The 14,840-nt window shown below is 67.4% G+C and carries 16 protein-coding genes; 8 read left to right on the top strand and 8 right to left on the bottom strand.

Annotated elements, in window-relative coordinates:
- Positions 1-88: 88 nt before the first annotated feature.
- The 4 genes from BLV57_RS17330 to BLV57_RS17315 all read left to right on the top strand — a co-directional run bounded on the left by BLV57_RS17330 (position 89) and on the right by BLV57_RS17315 (position 5,092).
- A complete protein-coding gene (locus BLV57_RS17330) occupies positions 89-1,888 on the top strand; it encodes an ABC transporter family substrate-binding protein (protein ID WP_091289808.1) in 1,800 nt (599 codons plus the stop codon).
- Positions 1,889-2,063: 175 nt separating this feature from the next.
- The gene (locus BLV57_RS17325; protein WP_176968654.1) at positions 2,064-3,080 is read left to right on the top strand and encodes an ABC transporter permease; all 1,017 of its coding nucleotides are present in this window, start codon (positions 2,064-2,066) and stop codon (positions 3,078-3,080) included.
- Complete coding sequence (locus BLV57_RS17320) at positions 3,073-4,008, top strand: ABC transporter permease (RefSeq protein ID WP_091289806.1); 936 nt, start codon at positions 3,073-3,075, stop codon at positions 4,006-4,008. Before BLV57_RS17325 ends, BLV57_RS17320 begins: the two co-directional genes overlap by 8 nt.
- Positions 4,009-4,075: 67 nt before the next feature.
- Complete coding sequence (locus BLV57_RS17315) at positions 4,076-5,092, top strand: ABC transporter permease (RefSeq protein ID WP_091289804.1); 1,017 nt, start codon at positions 4,076-4,078, stop codon at positions 5,090-5,092.
- Positions 5,093-5,140: 48 nt separating this feature from the next.
- Here BLV57_RS17315 and BLV57_RS17310 read toward each other — a convergent pair whose 3' ends face one another.
- From BLV57_RS17310 to BLV57_RS17280, 7 genes are all read right to left on the bottom strand, one after another.
- Positions 5,141-5,953 carry a hypothetical protein gene (locus BLV57_RS17310; protein ID WP_143047081.1) on the bottom strand — a complete coding sequence of 271 codons (813 nt, stop codon included), beginning with the start codon at positions 5,951-5,953 and terminating at the stop codon, positions 5,141-5,143.
- Between the two features lie 5 nt (positions 5,954-5,958).
- Positions 5,959-6,390 (bottom strand): sigma factor-like helix-turn-helix DNA-binding protein, encoded by a 432-nt coding sequence (locus tag BLV57_RS17305; RefSeq protein ID WP_091289800.1) that lies wholly within the window; start codon positions 6,388-6,390, stop codon positions 5,959-5,961.
- A gap of 12 nt (positions 6,391-6,402) precedes the next feature.
- On the bottom strand, positions 6,403-7,209 hold the full coding sequence (locus BLV57_RS17300; RefSeq protein WP_091289798.1) for a hypothetical protein: 807 nt from the start codon (positions 7,207-7,209) through the stop codon (positions 6,403-6,405).
- A gap of 5 nt (positions 7,210-7,214) precedes the next feature.
- Complete coding sequence (locus BLV57_RS17295) at positions 7,215-7,694, bottom strand: SigE family RNA polymerase sigma factor (RefSeq protein ID WP_143047080.1); 480 nt, start codon at positions 7,692-7,694, stop codon at positions 7,215-7,217.
- A gap of 60 nt (positions 7,695-7,754) precedes the next feature.
- Positions 7,755-7,979: a hypothetical protein gene (locus BLV57_RS42855; protein ID WP_143047079.1), complete on the bottom strand. Its 225-nt coding sequence runs from the start codon at positions 7,977-7,979 to the stop codon at positions 7,755-7,757.
- Positions 7,891-9,459: a hypothetical protein gene (locus tag BLV57_RS42850; protein ID WP_143047078.1), complete on the bottom strand. Its 1,569-nt coding sequence runs from the start codon at positions 9,457-9,459 to the stop codon at positions 7,891-7,893. The genes BLV57_RS42855 and BLV57_RS42850 overlap by 89 nt, the downstream gene beginning before the upstream one ends.
- Positions 9,460-9,635: 176 nt before the next feature.
- The gene (locus BLV57_RS17280) at positions 9,636-11,375 is read right to left on the bottom strand and encodes an ABC transporter ATP-binding protein (RefSeq protein ID WP_091289793.1); all 1,740 of its coding nucleotides are present in this window, start codon (positions 11,373-11,375) and stop codon (positions 9,636-9,638) included.
- A gap of 145 nt (positions 11,376-11,520) precedes the next feature.
- Between BLV57_RS17280 and mshB the strand changes: the two genes are divergently transcribed.
- From mshB to BLV57_RS17265, 3 genes are read left to right on the top strand one after another with little or no spacing between them, the layout of a single operon-like run.
- On the top strand, positions 11,521-12,360 hold the full coding sequence (gene mshB, locus BLV57_RS17275; protein WP_091289791.1) for an N-acetyl-1-D-myo-inositol-2-amino-2-deoxy-alpha-D-glucopyranoside deacetylase: 840 nt from the start codon (positions 11,521-11,523) through the stop codon (positions 12,358-12,360).
- Positions 12,357-12,737 (top strand): hypothetical protein, encoded by a 381-nt coding sequence (locus tag BLV57_RS17270; RefSeq protein ID WP_091289789.1) that lies wholly within the window; start codon positions 12,357-12,359, stop codon positions 12,735-12,737. The genes mshB and BLV57_RS17270 overlap by 4 nt, the downstream gene beginning before the upstream one ends.
- Complete coding sequence (locus BLV57_RS17265) at positions 12,730-13,506, top strand: hypothetical protein (RefSeq protein ID WP_091289787.1); 777 nt, start codon at positions 12,730-12,732, stop codon at positions 13,504-13,506. The genes BLV57_RS17270 and BLV57_RS17265 overlap by 8 nt, the downstream gene beginning before the upstream one ends.
- Here BLV57_RS17265 and BLV57_RS17260 read toward each other — a convergent pair.
- Entirely contained in the window at positions 13,503-14,270 is a 768-nt protein-coding gene (locus BLV57_RS17260; protein ID WP_091289785.1) for a site-2 protease family protein, read from the bottom strand. The genes BLV57_RS17265 and BLV57_RS17260 overlap by 4 nt on opposite strands.
- Before the next feature lie 293 nt (positions 14,271-14,563).
- Between BLV57_RS17260 and BLV57_RS17255 the strand changes: the two genes are divergently transcribed.
- A complete protein-coding gene (locus BLV57_RS17255) occupies positions 14,564-14,821 on the top strand; it encodes a WhiB family transcriptional regulator (protein ID WP_425426009.1) in 258 nt (85 codons plus the stop codon).
- Positions 14,822-14,840 lie beyond the last annotated feature (19 nt).

Genomic DNA, 14,840 nt, shown 5'->3' with positions numbered 1-14,840 from the left:
TTGGCGTGTCATAGGCTCCGGCCATCTATCCGGAGCGGTGTGGGCCCCAGTTCCCCTACGAGGGCCCAGTGCTAGGAGGGCACACTTCATGAGGAGAAAAGCAGTCTCCGCCTGGTCCATGGTGGCGGCAGCCGCGCTCGTTCTGAGCGCCTGCAGCGGTGGTGGAAGCGGCGATAGCGGTGCGAACGGCCAGAACAACAGCACCGACGTCAACACCATGAAAACCGGCAAGGCCGAGAGCGGCGACAACTACAAGTTGGCCAACGCTCCGGAAAGCGACCAGGTCACGGTCGGCATCGATGACTCGTTCACGGCGTACAACCAGAACACGCCCGACGCGAACACGTCGTACAACAGCTACGTGCTGATCACGACGCTGGCGACGCCGTACGTGCTCGACGGTGACAACAAGGTCCTGCTGAACCAGGACGTGATGGACTCGGTCACCGTCACCCAGAACCCGCAGGTGGTGACCTGGAAGGTCAAGCCGAACATCAAGTGGTCGGACGGCGCGACCTGGGGCTGCAAGGACTTCTACCTCGCTTGGCTGGCCCAGAGCGGCAAGCCGAAGGGCGCCGACGGCAAGCCCGTCTTCGACCCCGCCTCCACCTCGGGCTACAGCCTGATCACGGACGCGACCTGCAAGGACGAGACCACCTTCGTGGCCACGTTCGAGAAGCCGTACCTCGACTACAAGGGCCTGTTCACCACCGCGTGGATGATGCCGGGCCACATCGTCGAGAAGCAGACCGGCGTCGCGGACATCAGCAAGATCAAGCCGACCGACGTCGCGGACGTCACCAAGGTCGCCGAGTTCTGGAACAAGGGCTGGGCTTCGGACTTCAAGCCGGAGATCTCGCCTGCTTCGGGCCCGTACAAGATCACCGCGGTCGACAAGTCCAAGGAAACCGTCACCCTGGAGAAGAACCCCTCCTGGGCCGGTGCCAAGGGTGGCCCGAAGAAGATCCTCGTGCGTGCGATCAAGGACCGCAACGCGATGGCCGCCGCGCTGCAGAACGGTGAGATCGACGTCGCGGCGTCGACCCAGCCGGACGCCACCGCCGCCAACACCCTCAAGGGCCTCGCCTCGCAGGGTGTCGTCTACGGCTCGGCCTCGCAGCTGTCGTTCGAGCACCTCGACCTGAACTACAAGCGCATCTTCGCCGACGAGTCGGCGCGCAAGGCGTTCATGGCCGCCATCGACCGCAACGCGATCGTGGAGAAGCTCGTCAAGCCGGTCCAGGCCGACGCGAAGCCGCTGAACAGCCTGCAGTTCTACCCGAACGAGGCCGGCTACGTCGACCTGTACAGCGACAAGGCGGGTCTCGGCGCCGACAAGGCCGCCCAGATCCTGACCGCCGCCGGTTGGGCCAAGGGCGCCGACGGCATCTTCGCCAAGGACGGCAAGCGCTTCTCGGTGACGATCACGCACAACACCAACGCCCGCCGCAGCCAGACCGTCGAGATCATCCAGAGCCAGGCCAAGGCCGCGGGTATCGAGGTCAAGGACGAGACCGACCCCGCGTTCCTCAAGGGCCGTGTCTCCGACGGTGGTTACGACGTCGCGCTGTTCGCGTGGTCGGCCGCTCCGTTCAAGGCCGAGGCCTCGACCATCTACATCACCGCCGACAAGGGTGGCGAGCAGAACTGGCAGGGCCTGAGCGACCCGAAGATCGACGAGGCGCTGCAGCGCGCCGTCTCGGCGACCGAGGAGTCGGCCGCGACCAAGGCGTACCAGGACGCGGACAAGGCGATCGCCGACCAGCACGCGTCGCTGCCGCTGTTCGCGGTGCCGTCGATGTGGGCCTTCCGCGGTATCGACCGGGTCTGGATGCAGTCGTACTTCGGTGCGATGTGGAACGTCGGCGAATGGGCGAAGAACAAGTAGTTCCGCGCTGATTCATCCCGATCGACCGGCTATCTGGCGGGTCCGGGGGCAGGTCACGAGCCTGCCCCCGGGCCCCTCCGGAAGTAGCTGTTGACCGTGGGACGACCCCCACTACGGTGACAACCGGGCATGGCTGCATACTTCGCCAGGCGGGCCCGGACGAGGAGCACTTTCGTTGAACCTGGTTATCTACGTACTTCGCCGTTTGGCGATTTCGATCCCGATCCTGCTGGTCGGGACCTTTCTGTGTTTCGTGATGGTCGCCGCCACGGGTGACCCGCTCGCGGAACTCCGCGGCAGACCCGGCATCAGCCCCGAGTCGATCGCCAGTATCGCGGCCGAGCTCGGACTCGACAAGCCAATTATCGCCAGGTACTGGGACTGGCTGATCCACTTCGTCCAGGGAGACTGGGGCCGCTCTGTCGCGCAGGGCGCGGCTCAGGAGCTCGTCTTCCCGAAGATCATGAACGCCTTCGGCGTCACGTTCAGCCTGGTGGTCGGCGCCGAGATCCTCGCGTTGATCGTGGGTGTCAGCGTCGGCGTCATCGCCGCGGTCAAGCAGTACTCGATCGTCGACTACATCGCGACCACGCTGGCCTTCCTGCTGTTCTCGATGCCGATCTTCTGCATCGCGATCGTGCTGAAGCAGTACGCGATCGACTTCAACATCGTGGTCAAGGACCTCGGGCTGAGCGAATGGCTCGGCAATCCGTGGATCCGCACGACCAGCCCGGAGAATCTCCAAGCCGACGGCTTCGGTGATTTCCTGGTGAGATACGTCGGCGCCTACCTGCTGCCGACGCTGTCGATCATGGCGATCAGCTTCGCCGCGTACAGCCGGTTCCAGCGCGCTTCGATGCTGGAGACGCTGAACGCCGACTACGTGCGCACCGCGCGCGCCAAGGGCATCCCCGGCTCGCGGGTCATCTTCAAGCACGCCTTCCGCAACGCGCTGATCCCGGTGACCACGCTGTTCTCGGTCAACTTCGCGCAGGTGCTCACCGGCGCGATCATCACCGAGCGCGTGTTCGCTTGGAACGGCATGGGCACGGTGCTGGTCGACGCGGTCGACCGCAACGACCCGAACGTGCTGATGGGCTGGCTCGTCGTCATCGCCACGACCGTCGTGGTGGCCAATCTGATCGCCGACCTGGTGTACGGCATCCTGGACCCGAGGATTCGCGTTGGCTGACCTCAATTCACTGCTGGCGTCCAACGAAGCGGCCACCACCGCCGACGGCACCTTGCCGCCGGAGGCACTGCCCGAGCCGCGCAGCCAGGGCAAGCTGGTGCTGCGGAAGTTCCTGCGGCACAAGCTCGCGATGTTCAGCACCGGCCTGCTGCTGCTGATCGTGCTGTTCGCGATCATCATGCCGCTGTTCTGGCCGCACAGCTACGAGGACTCGAGCTTCCCGTCCTTCGCGAAGCCGAGCGGCGAGTTCCCGCTGGGCACGACGCAGGTCGGCAAGGACATGGTCTCGCAGGTGCTGCGCGGTACCCAGTACTCGCTGCTGATCGCGCTGACCGTGTCGATCCTGTCGACCGCGATCGGGGTCATCTTCGGCGCGGTGGCCGGCTACCTGCGCGGGTTCTCCGACTCGGCGATCTCGCGGGTCACCGACCTGTTCCTGATCGTGCCGCAGGTCGCGGCCGCGGCGATCCTCGCCAAGGTCTTCGGCGGCGGCTCCTGGTACATCGTGGCACTGGTGCTCGCGGCGTTCGGCTGGATGCAGGTCGCCCGTATCACCCGCGCCGAGGCGATGTCGTTGTCCCAGCGCGAGTTCGTGGAGTCCGCGCGTGCTTCGGGCGCGGGCACCGGCCGGATCATCTTCAAGCACCTGGTGCCGAACATGGTCGGCAGCATCACGGTCAACGCGACGCTCGCCGTCGCGCAGGCCGTGCTCGCGGAGGCCGCGCTGTCGTTCATCGGCCTCGGTGTGCAGCTGCCGGACACCTCGCTCGGCCGGATCATCTTCGAGAACTACACCCAGCTTTCGGTGAACCCCATGCTGTTCTTCGGGCCGTTCGTCGTGCTGGTGCTGATCTCGCTGTCGATCAACTTCATCGGTGACGGGCTGCGGGACGCGTTCGACCCCCGCCAGCGCCGCATGAAGGCGTAACACCGCTTCACACCGGCGGGAGCACGCACCGCCGCATTTATGTCGGGCTCTTTCGAGGAGACGTTCGATGAATCTGCTGTGGTACGTGCTCCGCCGGGTGGCGATCTCCATCCCGGTGCTGCTCGTCGGCACCTTCCTGTGCTTCGTCATGGTGGCGGGCGCCGGCGACCCGCTGGCCGAGGCCCGTGGCCGTCCCGGCGCCAACATCGAGGCCATCAACCGCCTCGGCGAGCGGCTGGGACTCGACAAGCCGCTGATCGTCCGGTACTTCAGCTGGCTCGGCAACTTCGTCACCGGCGACTGGGGCGTCTCCGTCGCGCAGGGCGCGGCGCAGGAACCCGTGTACCCCAAGGTGATGAGCGCGCTCGGCGTGACCATCAACCTGGTGCTCGGCGCCTCGGTGTTCGCGCTCGTCCTCGGCGTGCTGGTCGGCGTGATCGCGGCCGTGCGCCAGTACTCGATCGTCGACTACATCGCGACGACGCTCGCGTTCATCCTCTTCTCGATGCCGATCTTCTGCATCGCGATCGTGCTGAAGCAGTACGCCATCGAGGTCAACGGCTGGGTCCGCGACCTCGGGCTGACCGAATGGCTCGGCAACCCGTGGCTCAAGACTTCGAGCCCGGAAAACCTGCAGTCGGACGGTTTCGGCGACTTCCTGGTCAAGGTGGTCGGCGCGTATCTGCTGCCGACACTGTCGATCATGGCCATCAGTTTCGCGGCGTACAGCCGGTTCCAGCGAGCGTCCATGTTGGACGAACTGAACGCCGACTACGTCCGCACCGCCCGCGCGAAGGGCCTCACGTCCTCACGGGTGATCTGGCGGCACGCGTTCCGCAACGCGCTGATCCCGGTCACCACGCTGTTCTCGGTGAACTTCGGCGCGGTGCTGACCGGCGCGATCATCACCGAGCGCGTGTTCAACTGGAACGGCATGGGCACCCTGCTGGTCGACGCGGTCGACCACAACGACCCCAACGTCCTGATGGGCTGGCTCGTCGTGATCGCGATCAGCGTCGTCGTGGCGAACCTATTGGCCGACCTGGTCTACGGCGTGCTCGATCCCCGTATCCGCGTCGGCTAGTCGTGAGTGTTGCGGCCGGTTAGAACCGGCCGCAACACTCACGACCCCTTACGTGGCCAACCCCGGGTCGGTCGCGATCTTCGCCAGCTGGGCCCAGTCGAAGAGCGGCCGGGTGCGGCTCGCGGTAGGAGCTTCGACGAGGACCTGCGGCGGACCGATCTTCACGTAGTTGAAGCCTTCGACGGTGATGCGTGAGTCGGGGGTGTTGAACTCGGCGCTGTTGTCCTCGGCGCCGTTCACGCCCTCGGTCCGCAGGGTCAGCACTCCATCGCGGGGTCCCGGTTCGTCCCGGCAGGCGATGGAGTTCGTTTCCCGCAGGTACCGGGCGCAGTCGCCGAGCGCGCCCTTGGGGTCGCGGCTCTTGTCATAGAGGACCAGCTCGATTTGCGCGGAACCGGTGCCCTGGCTGTCGATCACCTTGAAACTCAGGGTGAACCTGCCTATGTCCCGCCCGCCGACGAGCGCCAACGTATCGCCCGTTGACCGTGCTGCGGCGAGGCTGCCGTTGTGGAACAGCTGGGTTTCGATCCGGGCACCCGGTTCCAGCTCCGCCCGGATGGCGTTGCCCAGCACGCATTCCAGGCGCGCCTTGAGCTGAGCGTCGGTCTCGGACGGCACCTTCGCCGGACAGGAGACCGGCGCGGCCTTGTCGAGCTGGGGCGGCGCGTTCCGGTCGGGCAGCAGGCTTATCCCGGTGGTCACCGCCGCGACGACCGCCGTCACGGTGCCGAGGGTGGCATACGTGCGCAGGCGCCGCTCGTGCTTCGAAGCCGACACGACGGTGTGCTCGGCCAGCGTGAGCGGGGGTTCGTCGTGGACGACGTAATCCTGCAACGCGCTCCGGAAATCGATGTCCTTCAACGGGATCACTCCTTGCTCGGCTGAACGGAATCACGCAGCGCCGCGACGGCGTCCGCGATCTGGGTCTCGGCCGTGCGCACGGGCACACCCGCGAGCGCGGCCACCTCGGGTACGGGCAGGTCCTCCAGGAAGTGGAGTACGACCATGGCCCGCTGCCGGGGCGCGAGTCCGGCGAGCACCCGGTCCATGCCGGGCGCGGCCTGGTCCGGCGGCTTCGCCTGGTGCCGCTTCGAGAAGTAGGCGTCGAGCAGCAGCTTGCGGGCGTGCTCGTCGGCGGTGGCCGGGCGGACCTTGCGCCACCGGCTGTGCAGGCGGACGAACATGGTCTCGACGAGCGTGTCGGCGGCGGGCCAGTCGCCGGTCAGGGCGTAGGCGAGCCTGCGGTAGCGCTGCGCACGCGCGGCGAAGAACTCGGAGAAGTCGTCTTTGCCTTTCATGGGTTCCCGGTTTCAGTAGACGAGGTCGGGGGCGGTGATGATGGCCTCCATCTGCCGGTGGTCGAAGTACGGCATGACTCGGCTCGGTGGCAGGTTGGAGTGCAGGAAGTTGGATTCCTTGGCGTTGCCGCTGGTCATGGAGACGTAGGTGTCGTCGGTCTCGAAGGTCGCGCGAAGGTACAAGGCGTCCTGCCCAGACCTCGACCTGGTGAACACCAGATTGCCGTTTCTCGGCCCCACACGTTCTTCGCACTCGGGATCGATGCCCTGGCCCAAGGAGCACCATCCAGGCAGGCCCCCTCGGTGCGGATTGCCTTGCCTGATCTCAACGATGATCGAGGCCAGCCCCTGCTCGTCGATGATGTTCAGGTGCAGCGCGTAGGACGCGCCGAAGCCGAGGTTCCCGACGTTCAACGCCAGTGGATCGTCGCCGGGCGGCCAGGTCTGGCCTTCCCATTCCCGTTCGAGCCGGACGTTGCTGGGAAAGAATTGGCGCAGCAGGAAACTCAGCACGCAGGTCAACCGGACACGGCCTTCCTCATCCGTTTCGTCCGCGCGGTTCTCGGGGCAGGGCGCCTTCGTCGCCAGCTCGATGGGATGCTCCGCCACCGGCACCGTCGAATGCAGCTTGGGCAGCACGATGGCACCCCCGGTCACCATCGCCACGATCAGCACCACGGCGCTGCCGATGGCCGCGAAAGCATGCCGCCGCTTGGCGCGTTTCCCGGCTCGCACCACGGTGCTCTCGGCCAGTCCGATCGGCGGCTCGTCCGTGGTCACGTAGGCCCGCAGCGCGGCGCGGAGGTCGTTCTCTTCCATCGCGTTCACTCCATGCTCGCCTGGGGGAGTACCACCCGCAGCGCCTCGACGGCGCGTGCGGTCTGGCTCTTGACGGTGCCGTGCGCGACGCCCAGCAGGTCGGCGACCTCGGCGACCGGGAGGTCTTCGAGGAACCGGAGCACGACCATCGCGCGCTGCCGGGGCGTTAGCCCGGTCAGCATCCGCTCGAGGTCGAGCCGCGCGTCACTGTCGCGGCCTTCCGGTGCCGGGTGGTCGGGCGGATCCACGACGATTTCGCGGTCGGCTCGGTGCTTGCCGCTGAGATACACGTTGAGCAGGATCTTGCGGGCGTAGGCGTCGACCGTGGCGGGCCGCACCTTCCGCCAGTTGCGGTACAGCCGCACGAACATGGCCTGCACCAGGTCCTCGGCGCCATGCCAGTCCCCGCACATCGCGTACGCCAGCCGTCTGAACCGCTGGACCCGCATCGTGAAGTAAGCAGAAAAATCTTCCTGCTCGGTCACCCCGGTCACCCCCAGAATCCACCCCAGTGCCCTTTCTACTCACCGGATGGGTCAGGAGGTTCAACTCTTCGCCGAATAGACACCGACGAAGTTCCCGCAGGTGATCCGCCGGCCGGTCAGGCGGTCGAGTATCCGTTCCTCCAATCCCGTGTGATACGCAGGTCGGGTCTCGGGCGGCACACTCGCGGGCACCGGTTCACCCGCGGCCAGCGCCAGTGCGGTGACGGTCTGGAACAGCACCAGGTAGTCGCCGTCGCGGTTGAGCTCGCCGATGGTGTCGAGCATGCGCTGCTCGGTGTCGCCGACGACCTCCAGCGGCAGCACCCAGTCCATCGGGAACGGGTTGCGCAGGTCCAGCGCCGGATAGGCGAACGCGTTGTCCGGCATGATCGCGACCTTGGCTGCCGGGTACTGGGCGACGCAGTCGCGCAGCTGGGCGAGGTAGGCGTGCACGCTCGGGTTGGTGCGGACCCAGAGCAGCGACGGCGCGATGTCGCCGAGGTCGTGGGTGAGCCTGGCCTGCGGGCGGTCCGCGTACGGCGCGGCGTCGTGGGCGTTGACCAGCTGCAGCGCGACCAGCACGGCCGCGATCGGGCCCAGCGCCTCCGCCCAGCGCCTCCGCCCAGCGGGCCCTGAGGTCGATCGTGCGGGCGAGCACCTCCAGCGTGCCGAGCGCCATGCTGCCCGCGACCAGGCCTGGATACGGGTAACCCCAGGACAGGCTCGACATCCAGGCCAGCCCGGCCACGCTGAGGTATTGCCAGGGGAAGCGCCGCTGGATCACCGCGTCGGCAGCCGCCGCGGCCATGAAGATCCACAGCAGCGTGATCGACCAGTCGCCCGCGTGCGCCAGCTGCCCGCGCACCACCACCGACACCGTGATCGCCGCGACCGCCACGCCCAAGGCGATCCGCAGCCACTGGCCCGGTGTGCCGAGCCGCTCGCGGGCGAGCCAGACGACGGCGAGCACCGCCAGCACGACCCCGGCCTGCACGATCGCCGTCGTGTCGGCGATCTCGAGCAGCCGTTCACCCCAGGTGCCGGTCGCGGCGGTGAGCTGCTCCTTCGCCGCCGGGAAGCCGCCCCCGATGAGCACGTAGTAGCTCAGCGGCGCCGCGACGAGGAACAGCAGGTCGACGCCGATCCGCTGCCACTGCCGTCTCGCCGGGTGCAGGACGACCAGCAGCAGGCCGAGCACGAGCGCCGGCGCGAAGCTCTGCTTGACGATCACCGCGAACCCGAGCAGGAAGAACCCGGTGCGGCGCTTGCCGGAGTCGACGGCCCACAACCCGGTCGCGACCAGGAAGACCCCGTCGACCGTGTGCCAGGCCATCAGCGGATAGGTGTGCAGGTTGACCATGGCTGCGGCGGCCACCAGCCCCAGCCGCGACGGCCCCCACGCCGCCGGGCCGGTCCTGGTGAGCAGCGCCGCCATCGCGATGGTCGCGACCGTCAGCTCGACCATCATCACGAAGCTCGAGCTGACGAAAAGCGGGGCGGGCACGGCGAAATCGACCAGGTGCAGCACGGCCGACCCCAGCGGCCTCGGCGACGTGAAATCGGCGTGCGGCAGTTCCCCGTGCAGCAGCCGCCAGCTCTGCGCCAGCACGAACCCCTGGTCGGTCGGGTTGAACCCGAACCGCCCGACCCGCCCCACCAGCACAACGCAGAAAACGACGACGCCCGCCGCCAGCCACACCGCCCGGCGCCCGCCGGACCTAGGCCGGTCCTCGATCCCGACCGGCCGCCCCAGAGTGATGCTCACGCCCGGTACTACCCAGCCACCCACCCGCCAGGTTCAAGCGACTTTTTGCCCCGAAAGTGACTTTGGGGGCATGGCATACCCCGAAAGTGGCTTTCGTCAGGTCCCATTACGCGAAAGTGGCTTTCGTCAGGTGTTATCTGACGAAAGCCACTTTCGGGGTTTTACGAGCCGGAGGGTCAGTCGGCCACGGGGGCGAGCTTGCCCGCTTCCCAGGCCGCGCGCCGCTCGGCCTGCAGGATCGGGTCGGCCACCGGGGCCGCCGAGAGCAGACGGCGGGTGTAGTCCTGCTGCGGCGAGTGCAGCACCTGGTCACGGGTGCCGACCTCGATCAGCTTGCCGCGCTGCATCACCGCGACGCGGTCGGCCAGCAGGTCGACGACCGCCAGGTCGTGCGAGATGAACAGGCACGCGAACTGCAGCGACTTCTGCAGGTCGAGGAACAGGTCCAGGACACGGGCCTGCACCGAGACGTCGAGCGCGGAGGTCGGCTCGTCGGCGATCAGCAGCTGCGGGTCGAGCGCGAGCGCACGCGCGATGGCGACACGCTGGCGCTGGCCGCCGGAGAGCTCGTGCGGGTACCGGTTGAGGTAGTGCCCGCCCAGCTCGACCTTGTCGAGCAGCGTCGCGACGCGCTTGTTGAGCTCCTTGCCCGCCAGCACCTTGTGCAGCACGAGCGGCTCGCCGACGGACTCGCCGATCGTCATCTTCGGGTCCAAAGTGGACGCCGGGTCCTGGAAGACGATCGAGAAGAACCGGCGCAGCGGGCGCAGTTCCTTGTTGGACATCGTGGTGATGTCCTGACCGGCGATGGACACCGAGCCCGAGGTCGGGTTCAGCAGCCGGATCGCGCAGCGGCCGACGGTCGACTTGCCCGAGCCGGACTCGCCGACCAGGCCGAGGATCTCGCCCTTGTTGATGTGCAGCGAGACGCCGTCCACCGCGCGGTTCTTCGCCTGGCCGCGGCGGCCGGGGAACTCGAGCACGAGATCCTTGATCTCCAGCGCGGGCGCGGCCTCCTCGATCACGGCCGCGAGCTCGCTGTCCTCGAGGCGGATGTCCTCGGCGATCGCGGCGGCGTCGGACTCGTCGGTGATGACCGACTCGAACAGCCTGCGGCCCTCGGGGCGCTGGCCGAGCACCGGCACGGCGGCGAGCAGCTTGCGGGTGTACTCCTCCTTGGGCGAGGCGAAGAGCTCGCGCACCGGCGCCTCTTCGACGATCTCGCCCTGGTACATCACGACCACGCGGTCCGCGAGGTCGGCGACGACACCCATGTCGTGGGTGATCAGCACGATCGCGGTGTTCAGGGTGTCACGCAGCTTGCGCAGCAGGCCGAGGATCTCCGCCTGCACGGTCACGTCGAGCGCCGTGGTCGGCTCGTCGGCGATGATCACCTTCGGGTCGCACGCGATGGCCATCGCGATCACGACGCGCTGGCGCAGGCCGCCGGAGAGCTGGTGCGGGTACTGCTTGAAACGCTCGGGCGGGTTCGGGATGCCGACCATCTCGAGCAGCTCGATGGCACGCTTGTCGGCGGCGTCCTTCGCGATGTCCTGGTGCGAGCGCAGCGCCTCGCGGATCTGCCAGCCGACCGTGTAGACCGGGTTCAGCGCGGTCATCGGCTCCTGGAAGATCATCGCGATCTCGTTGCCGCGGACCTTCCGGATCTCCTTCTCCTTCAGATTGGAGAGGTCCTGCTCACCGAGCTTGCGCGCGCCGTTGATCCGGCTGGTCTTGGGCAGCAGACCCAGCACCGACATCGAGGTGACCGACTTGCCGGAACCCGACTCGCCGACGACCGCGACGATCTCGCCCGGCTTCACGTCGAACCCGATGCCCTTGACCGCGTCGACGACGCCGTCCTCGGTCGGGAAGGAGATCGTCAGATCCGAGATGGACAGGACGGCTCCGGACATGCCGGGGTTCGCCGATGTTGCTTCTGTGCTCACTAGACGCCCTTCGTGGGGGTACAGATAGTCATCCGCCGTTAAGGAATGACCCGCGCGAGGATAACCGAGGTGTGCCCGACGAAGGTCGGAGCACGAGAATTAATCTGAACCCGTGACCTCTGCTTCGCCGCGCAAGCTGCTCCTCGTCCACGCACATCCCGACGACGAGAGCATCACCACCGGTGGCACCATCGCACGCTACTGCGCCGAGGGTACTGAGGTGACCCTCGTGACCTGCACGCTGGGGGAAGAAGGCGAGATCGTCCCCATCGAGCTGGCCCAGCTCGGCTCGTGGGCCGCCGACCAGCTGGGCGGCTACCGGTCCGGCGAGCTGGACCGCGCCTGCGCGGAGCTGGGACTGGGATCGCATCGTTATCTGGGCGGGCTGGGCCGCTGGCGCGATTCCGGGATGGCGGGCACCGCCTCCGCCGCGCACCGCCGCGCGTTCACCGGCGGATCGGCCGCGGAACAGGCCGCCCAGCTGATGGAAATCCTCGAAGAAGTGCGGCCCCAGGTCGTCGTCACTTATGACGCTTTCGGCGGGTATGGGCACCCCGACCACATCAGGGCGCATGAAATCACCATGGCGGCTTGTGAGAACGCTCCTTCGGTACAACGCGTTTTCCATACGGTGTCTTCACAACAGGCGACCGCCGAGGGCCTCGCCGCCTTGCGCGAGGACGGTGTCGCCCCGTTCCGCGTGCCCGCCGACGGGGAGCTGCCGACCGTCTCGGACGAGCGCATCACCACCGAGCTGGACGTCGAGAAGTACCTGCCCGCCAAGCGCGCCGCGCTGCGCGCGCATGAGACCCAGCTCACGGTCGTGCACGACGGCTGCTTCGCGCTGTCCAACGACATCGCGCAGCCGATCCCGCCGCACGAGTACTTCGTGCTCGCGTCCGGCCAGCCGGAGGGCGCCGAGTCGGACCTGTTCGGGGGACTGACGCCGTGACCACCCGGAGCGCCTGGCCGCTCGTGCTGCTGGGCGTGGACGCGGCGCTGCTCGCCGTGCTGGAGCTGTTCTTCCTCCCGCTGCGCCTCGACGGGGTGATACTGCCGAGACTGGGGGACATCCCGTTCCCGGTCTCGGCCGTGGTCGCCGCGGTCACCACCCCGCTGCTGGTGATCGCCGCCGCGAAGCTCGCGAAGCCGTCGTTGTCGTTTGTGCCGCTGCTCGTCTGGGTAGTCGTGACGTTGTTCGTGGGACTGGCCGGTCCTGGCGGCGATTTCGTGCTGATCCAGGATTGGCGTGCCCTTGTCCTCGTCGCGGCGGGCGCGCTGCCCGGCGCTTTCGTGCTGGGCGGGAAACTGGGAGGCAAGCGTGGCTGAGGCCATTTCGGACCGCCAGGTGGTGGCGGTGCTGCGGCCGTTCGTCCGCGGCTGCGGCCCGATGCTCGACGCGCTGCGCGAGTCGGACCCGTTCGGGCTGCGCGAGCGCGGCAAGAGCGAACTGGACGACGTCGAGCCGTCGCTGCGCGACAAGCTGCTCGACGGCCTCACCTCGGTCAAGGTGCCCGGCACCGCCGCGTGGGCCTCGATGACCGTCGAGGAGCGCACGCACTGGTGGATCCACCGCGTCGGCCGGTTCACCGCGCTGGTGACCTCCGTGCCGGGTCTCGGCGGCGCGCTCGCGGACCGGCTGCCGATCCAGGACACGCTCGGCGCGGCCGCACAGGGACTGCTGCTGTGCGCGATCGCGGGCGAGCACGGGGTGCTCGACGTCGGCGACCGCGTCCGGCTGATCGCCTGGGTGCTGTTCGACCGGGACGTCGATCCGGTCGTCGCGGCCGGCAAGCACGCGGGGCACGATGTGTCCGAAGAGGACGCTTCGACCGAGCAGCTGACCGAGGAACTCGACGAGTCCAAGAAAAAACACGGAAAGGTCACGATCAAGGCGTCATTGGGAACCTTATGGCGTCTCGGACGTTCCCTGTTGGGCATTGTCGAAGAACTCGAAAAGCGGCCGCGGGGCCGCTTCTATCATCGTGCGATCGGCATGTTGCCCGTCGTGGGCATGGCGGGCGACTATCTCGGCGAGCGCTCCGGGTTGAAGCGCGTCGCCAAGAGAGCCGACGCCTGGTTCGCGGGCAAACGCTAGTTGTACTTCCAGAACATGAACGTCTGCAGGCCTGTCAACGCCGCGAGGCTGCTCCCGCCGACCCCGTCGAACAGCGCGAAGGACGCCTTCCAGAGCAGGTTGTTCACCTGCGGCACCGCGAAAAGCAGGGCGAAGAGGACGAGCGGCGCCCACGGCCGCGCCTTCGCGCCCATCTCACGCGCGTTCGGCGGGAGATAGGGCTCGATCGCGCCGTACCCGTCGAGCCCTGGCACCGGCAGGATGTTGAGCACGAAGGTCACGATCTGGAGCAGCGCCAGGTACGACAAGCCCACCAGCAGGCCGACCGGCAGCGTCGGCACCAACGCGACGACCAGGCACAGCACCACGCCGATCACCAGGTTGCTCAGCGGGCCGGCCAGCGACACCCAGGACGCGGTCGCCCGGTTGCGCAGCGCGGCGTGGTTGATCCAGACCGCGCCACCGGGCAGCGGGATGCCGCCGATCGCAAGGAAAATCAGCGGCAGGATGATCGAAAGGACGGGGTCGGTGTACTTGCGGACGTCCATCGTCAGGTAACCCTTGTGGGCGATGCTGTAATCACCGCCCTTGAACGCCACGAGCGCGTGCCCGAACTCGTGCAAGGTGAGCGAGAGGATCCACCCGCCGATCACGAGCACGAAGACGCCGATGGTGCCGATCGGGTCTCGCACGTTCTCCGCGTCGAAGGGATCCCTTACTGCGGCAAGGATTCCGGCCGCGATGGTGACGGCGAGTATGCCGAGGAACACGGGGCTCGGTCGCACTGCTGATCTCTGCACCCCTCCAGTCTTCCGTATGCCTCGTGTGAAGTTTCACGGCGTGTCCCCTTGCGCGTTACGTCTCAGGTGTCCCCCAAACTCGCTACTCCGCTTGACCTGACCGCATTACACGGGTGTAATCACATTGATGTCATTCGCGGCTCCAGGGGGAGCCACGGGTGGGATTTCAACCGCCAGCCTGGGGAGTGCGTGGAAGCGAGGAGGCGGACGTGAAGGTGGACGCCGAAGGAAGGGAATGGGGGCACGTCGTGGGTTGGGCAGAGTTCCCGGAGCAGTCTCTGGGTGATCTGACCGAGCTGTTCGACGATGCCACCGAAGAGCAGGAGTGGCAGGAGCGCGCCCTTTGCGCGCAAACGGATCCGGAGGCGTTCTTCCCCGAGAAGGGCGGCTCGACCCGTGAGGCCAAGCGGATCTGCTTGGGCTGCGAGGTCAAGGACGACTGTCTCGAATACGCCTTGGCGCACGACGAGCGCTTCGGCATCTGGGGCGGGTTGTCCGAGCGCGAGCGGCGGAAGCTGAAGAAACGCGCGGTTTGACGCTCTCACAGCGTGGGAG

It is taken from the genome of Amycolatopsis xylanica, assembly GCF_900107045.1.
Lineage (GTDB): Bacteria > Actinomycetota > Actinomycetes > Mycobacteriales > Pseudonocardiaceae > Amycolatopsis > Amycolatopsis xylanica.
This window is presented reverse-complemented; position numbering and strand designations above follow the sequence as displayed.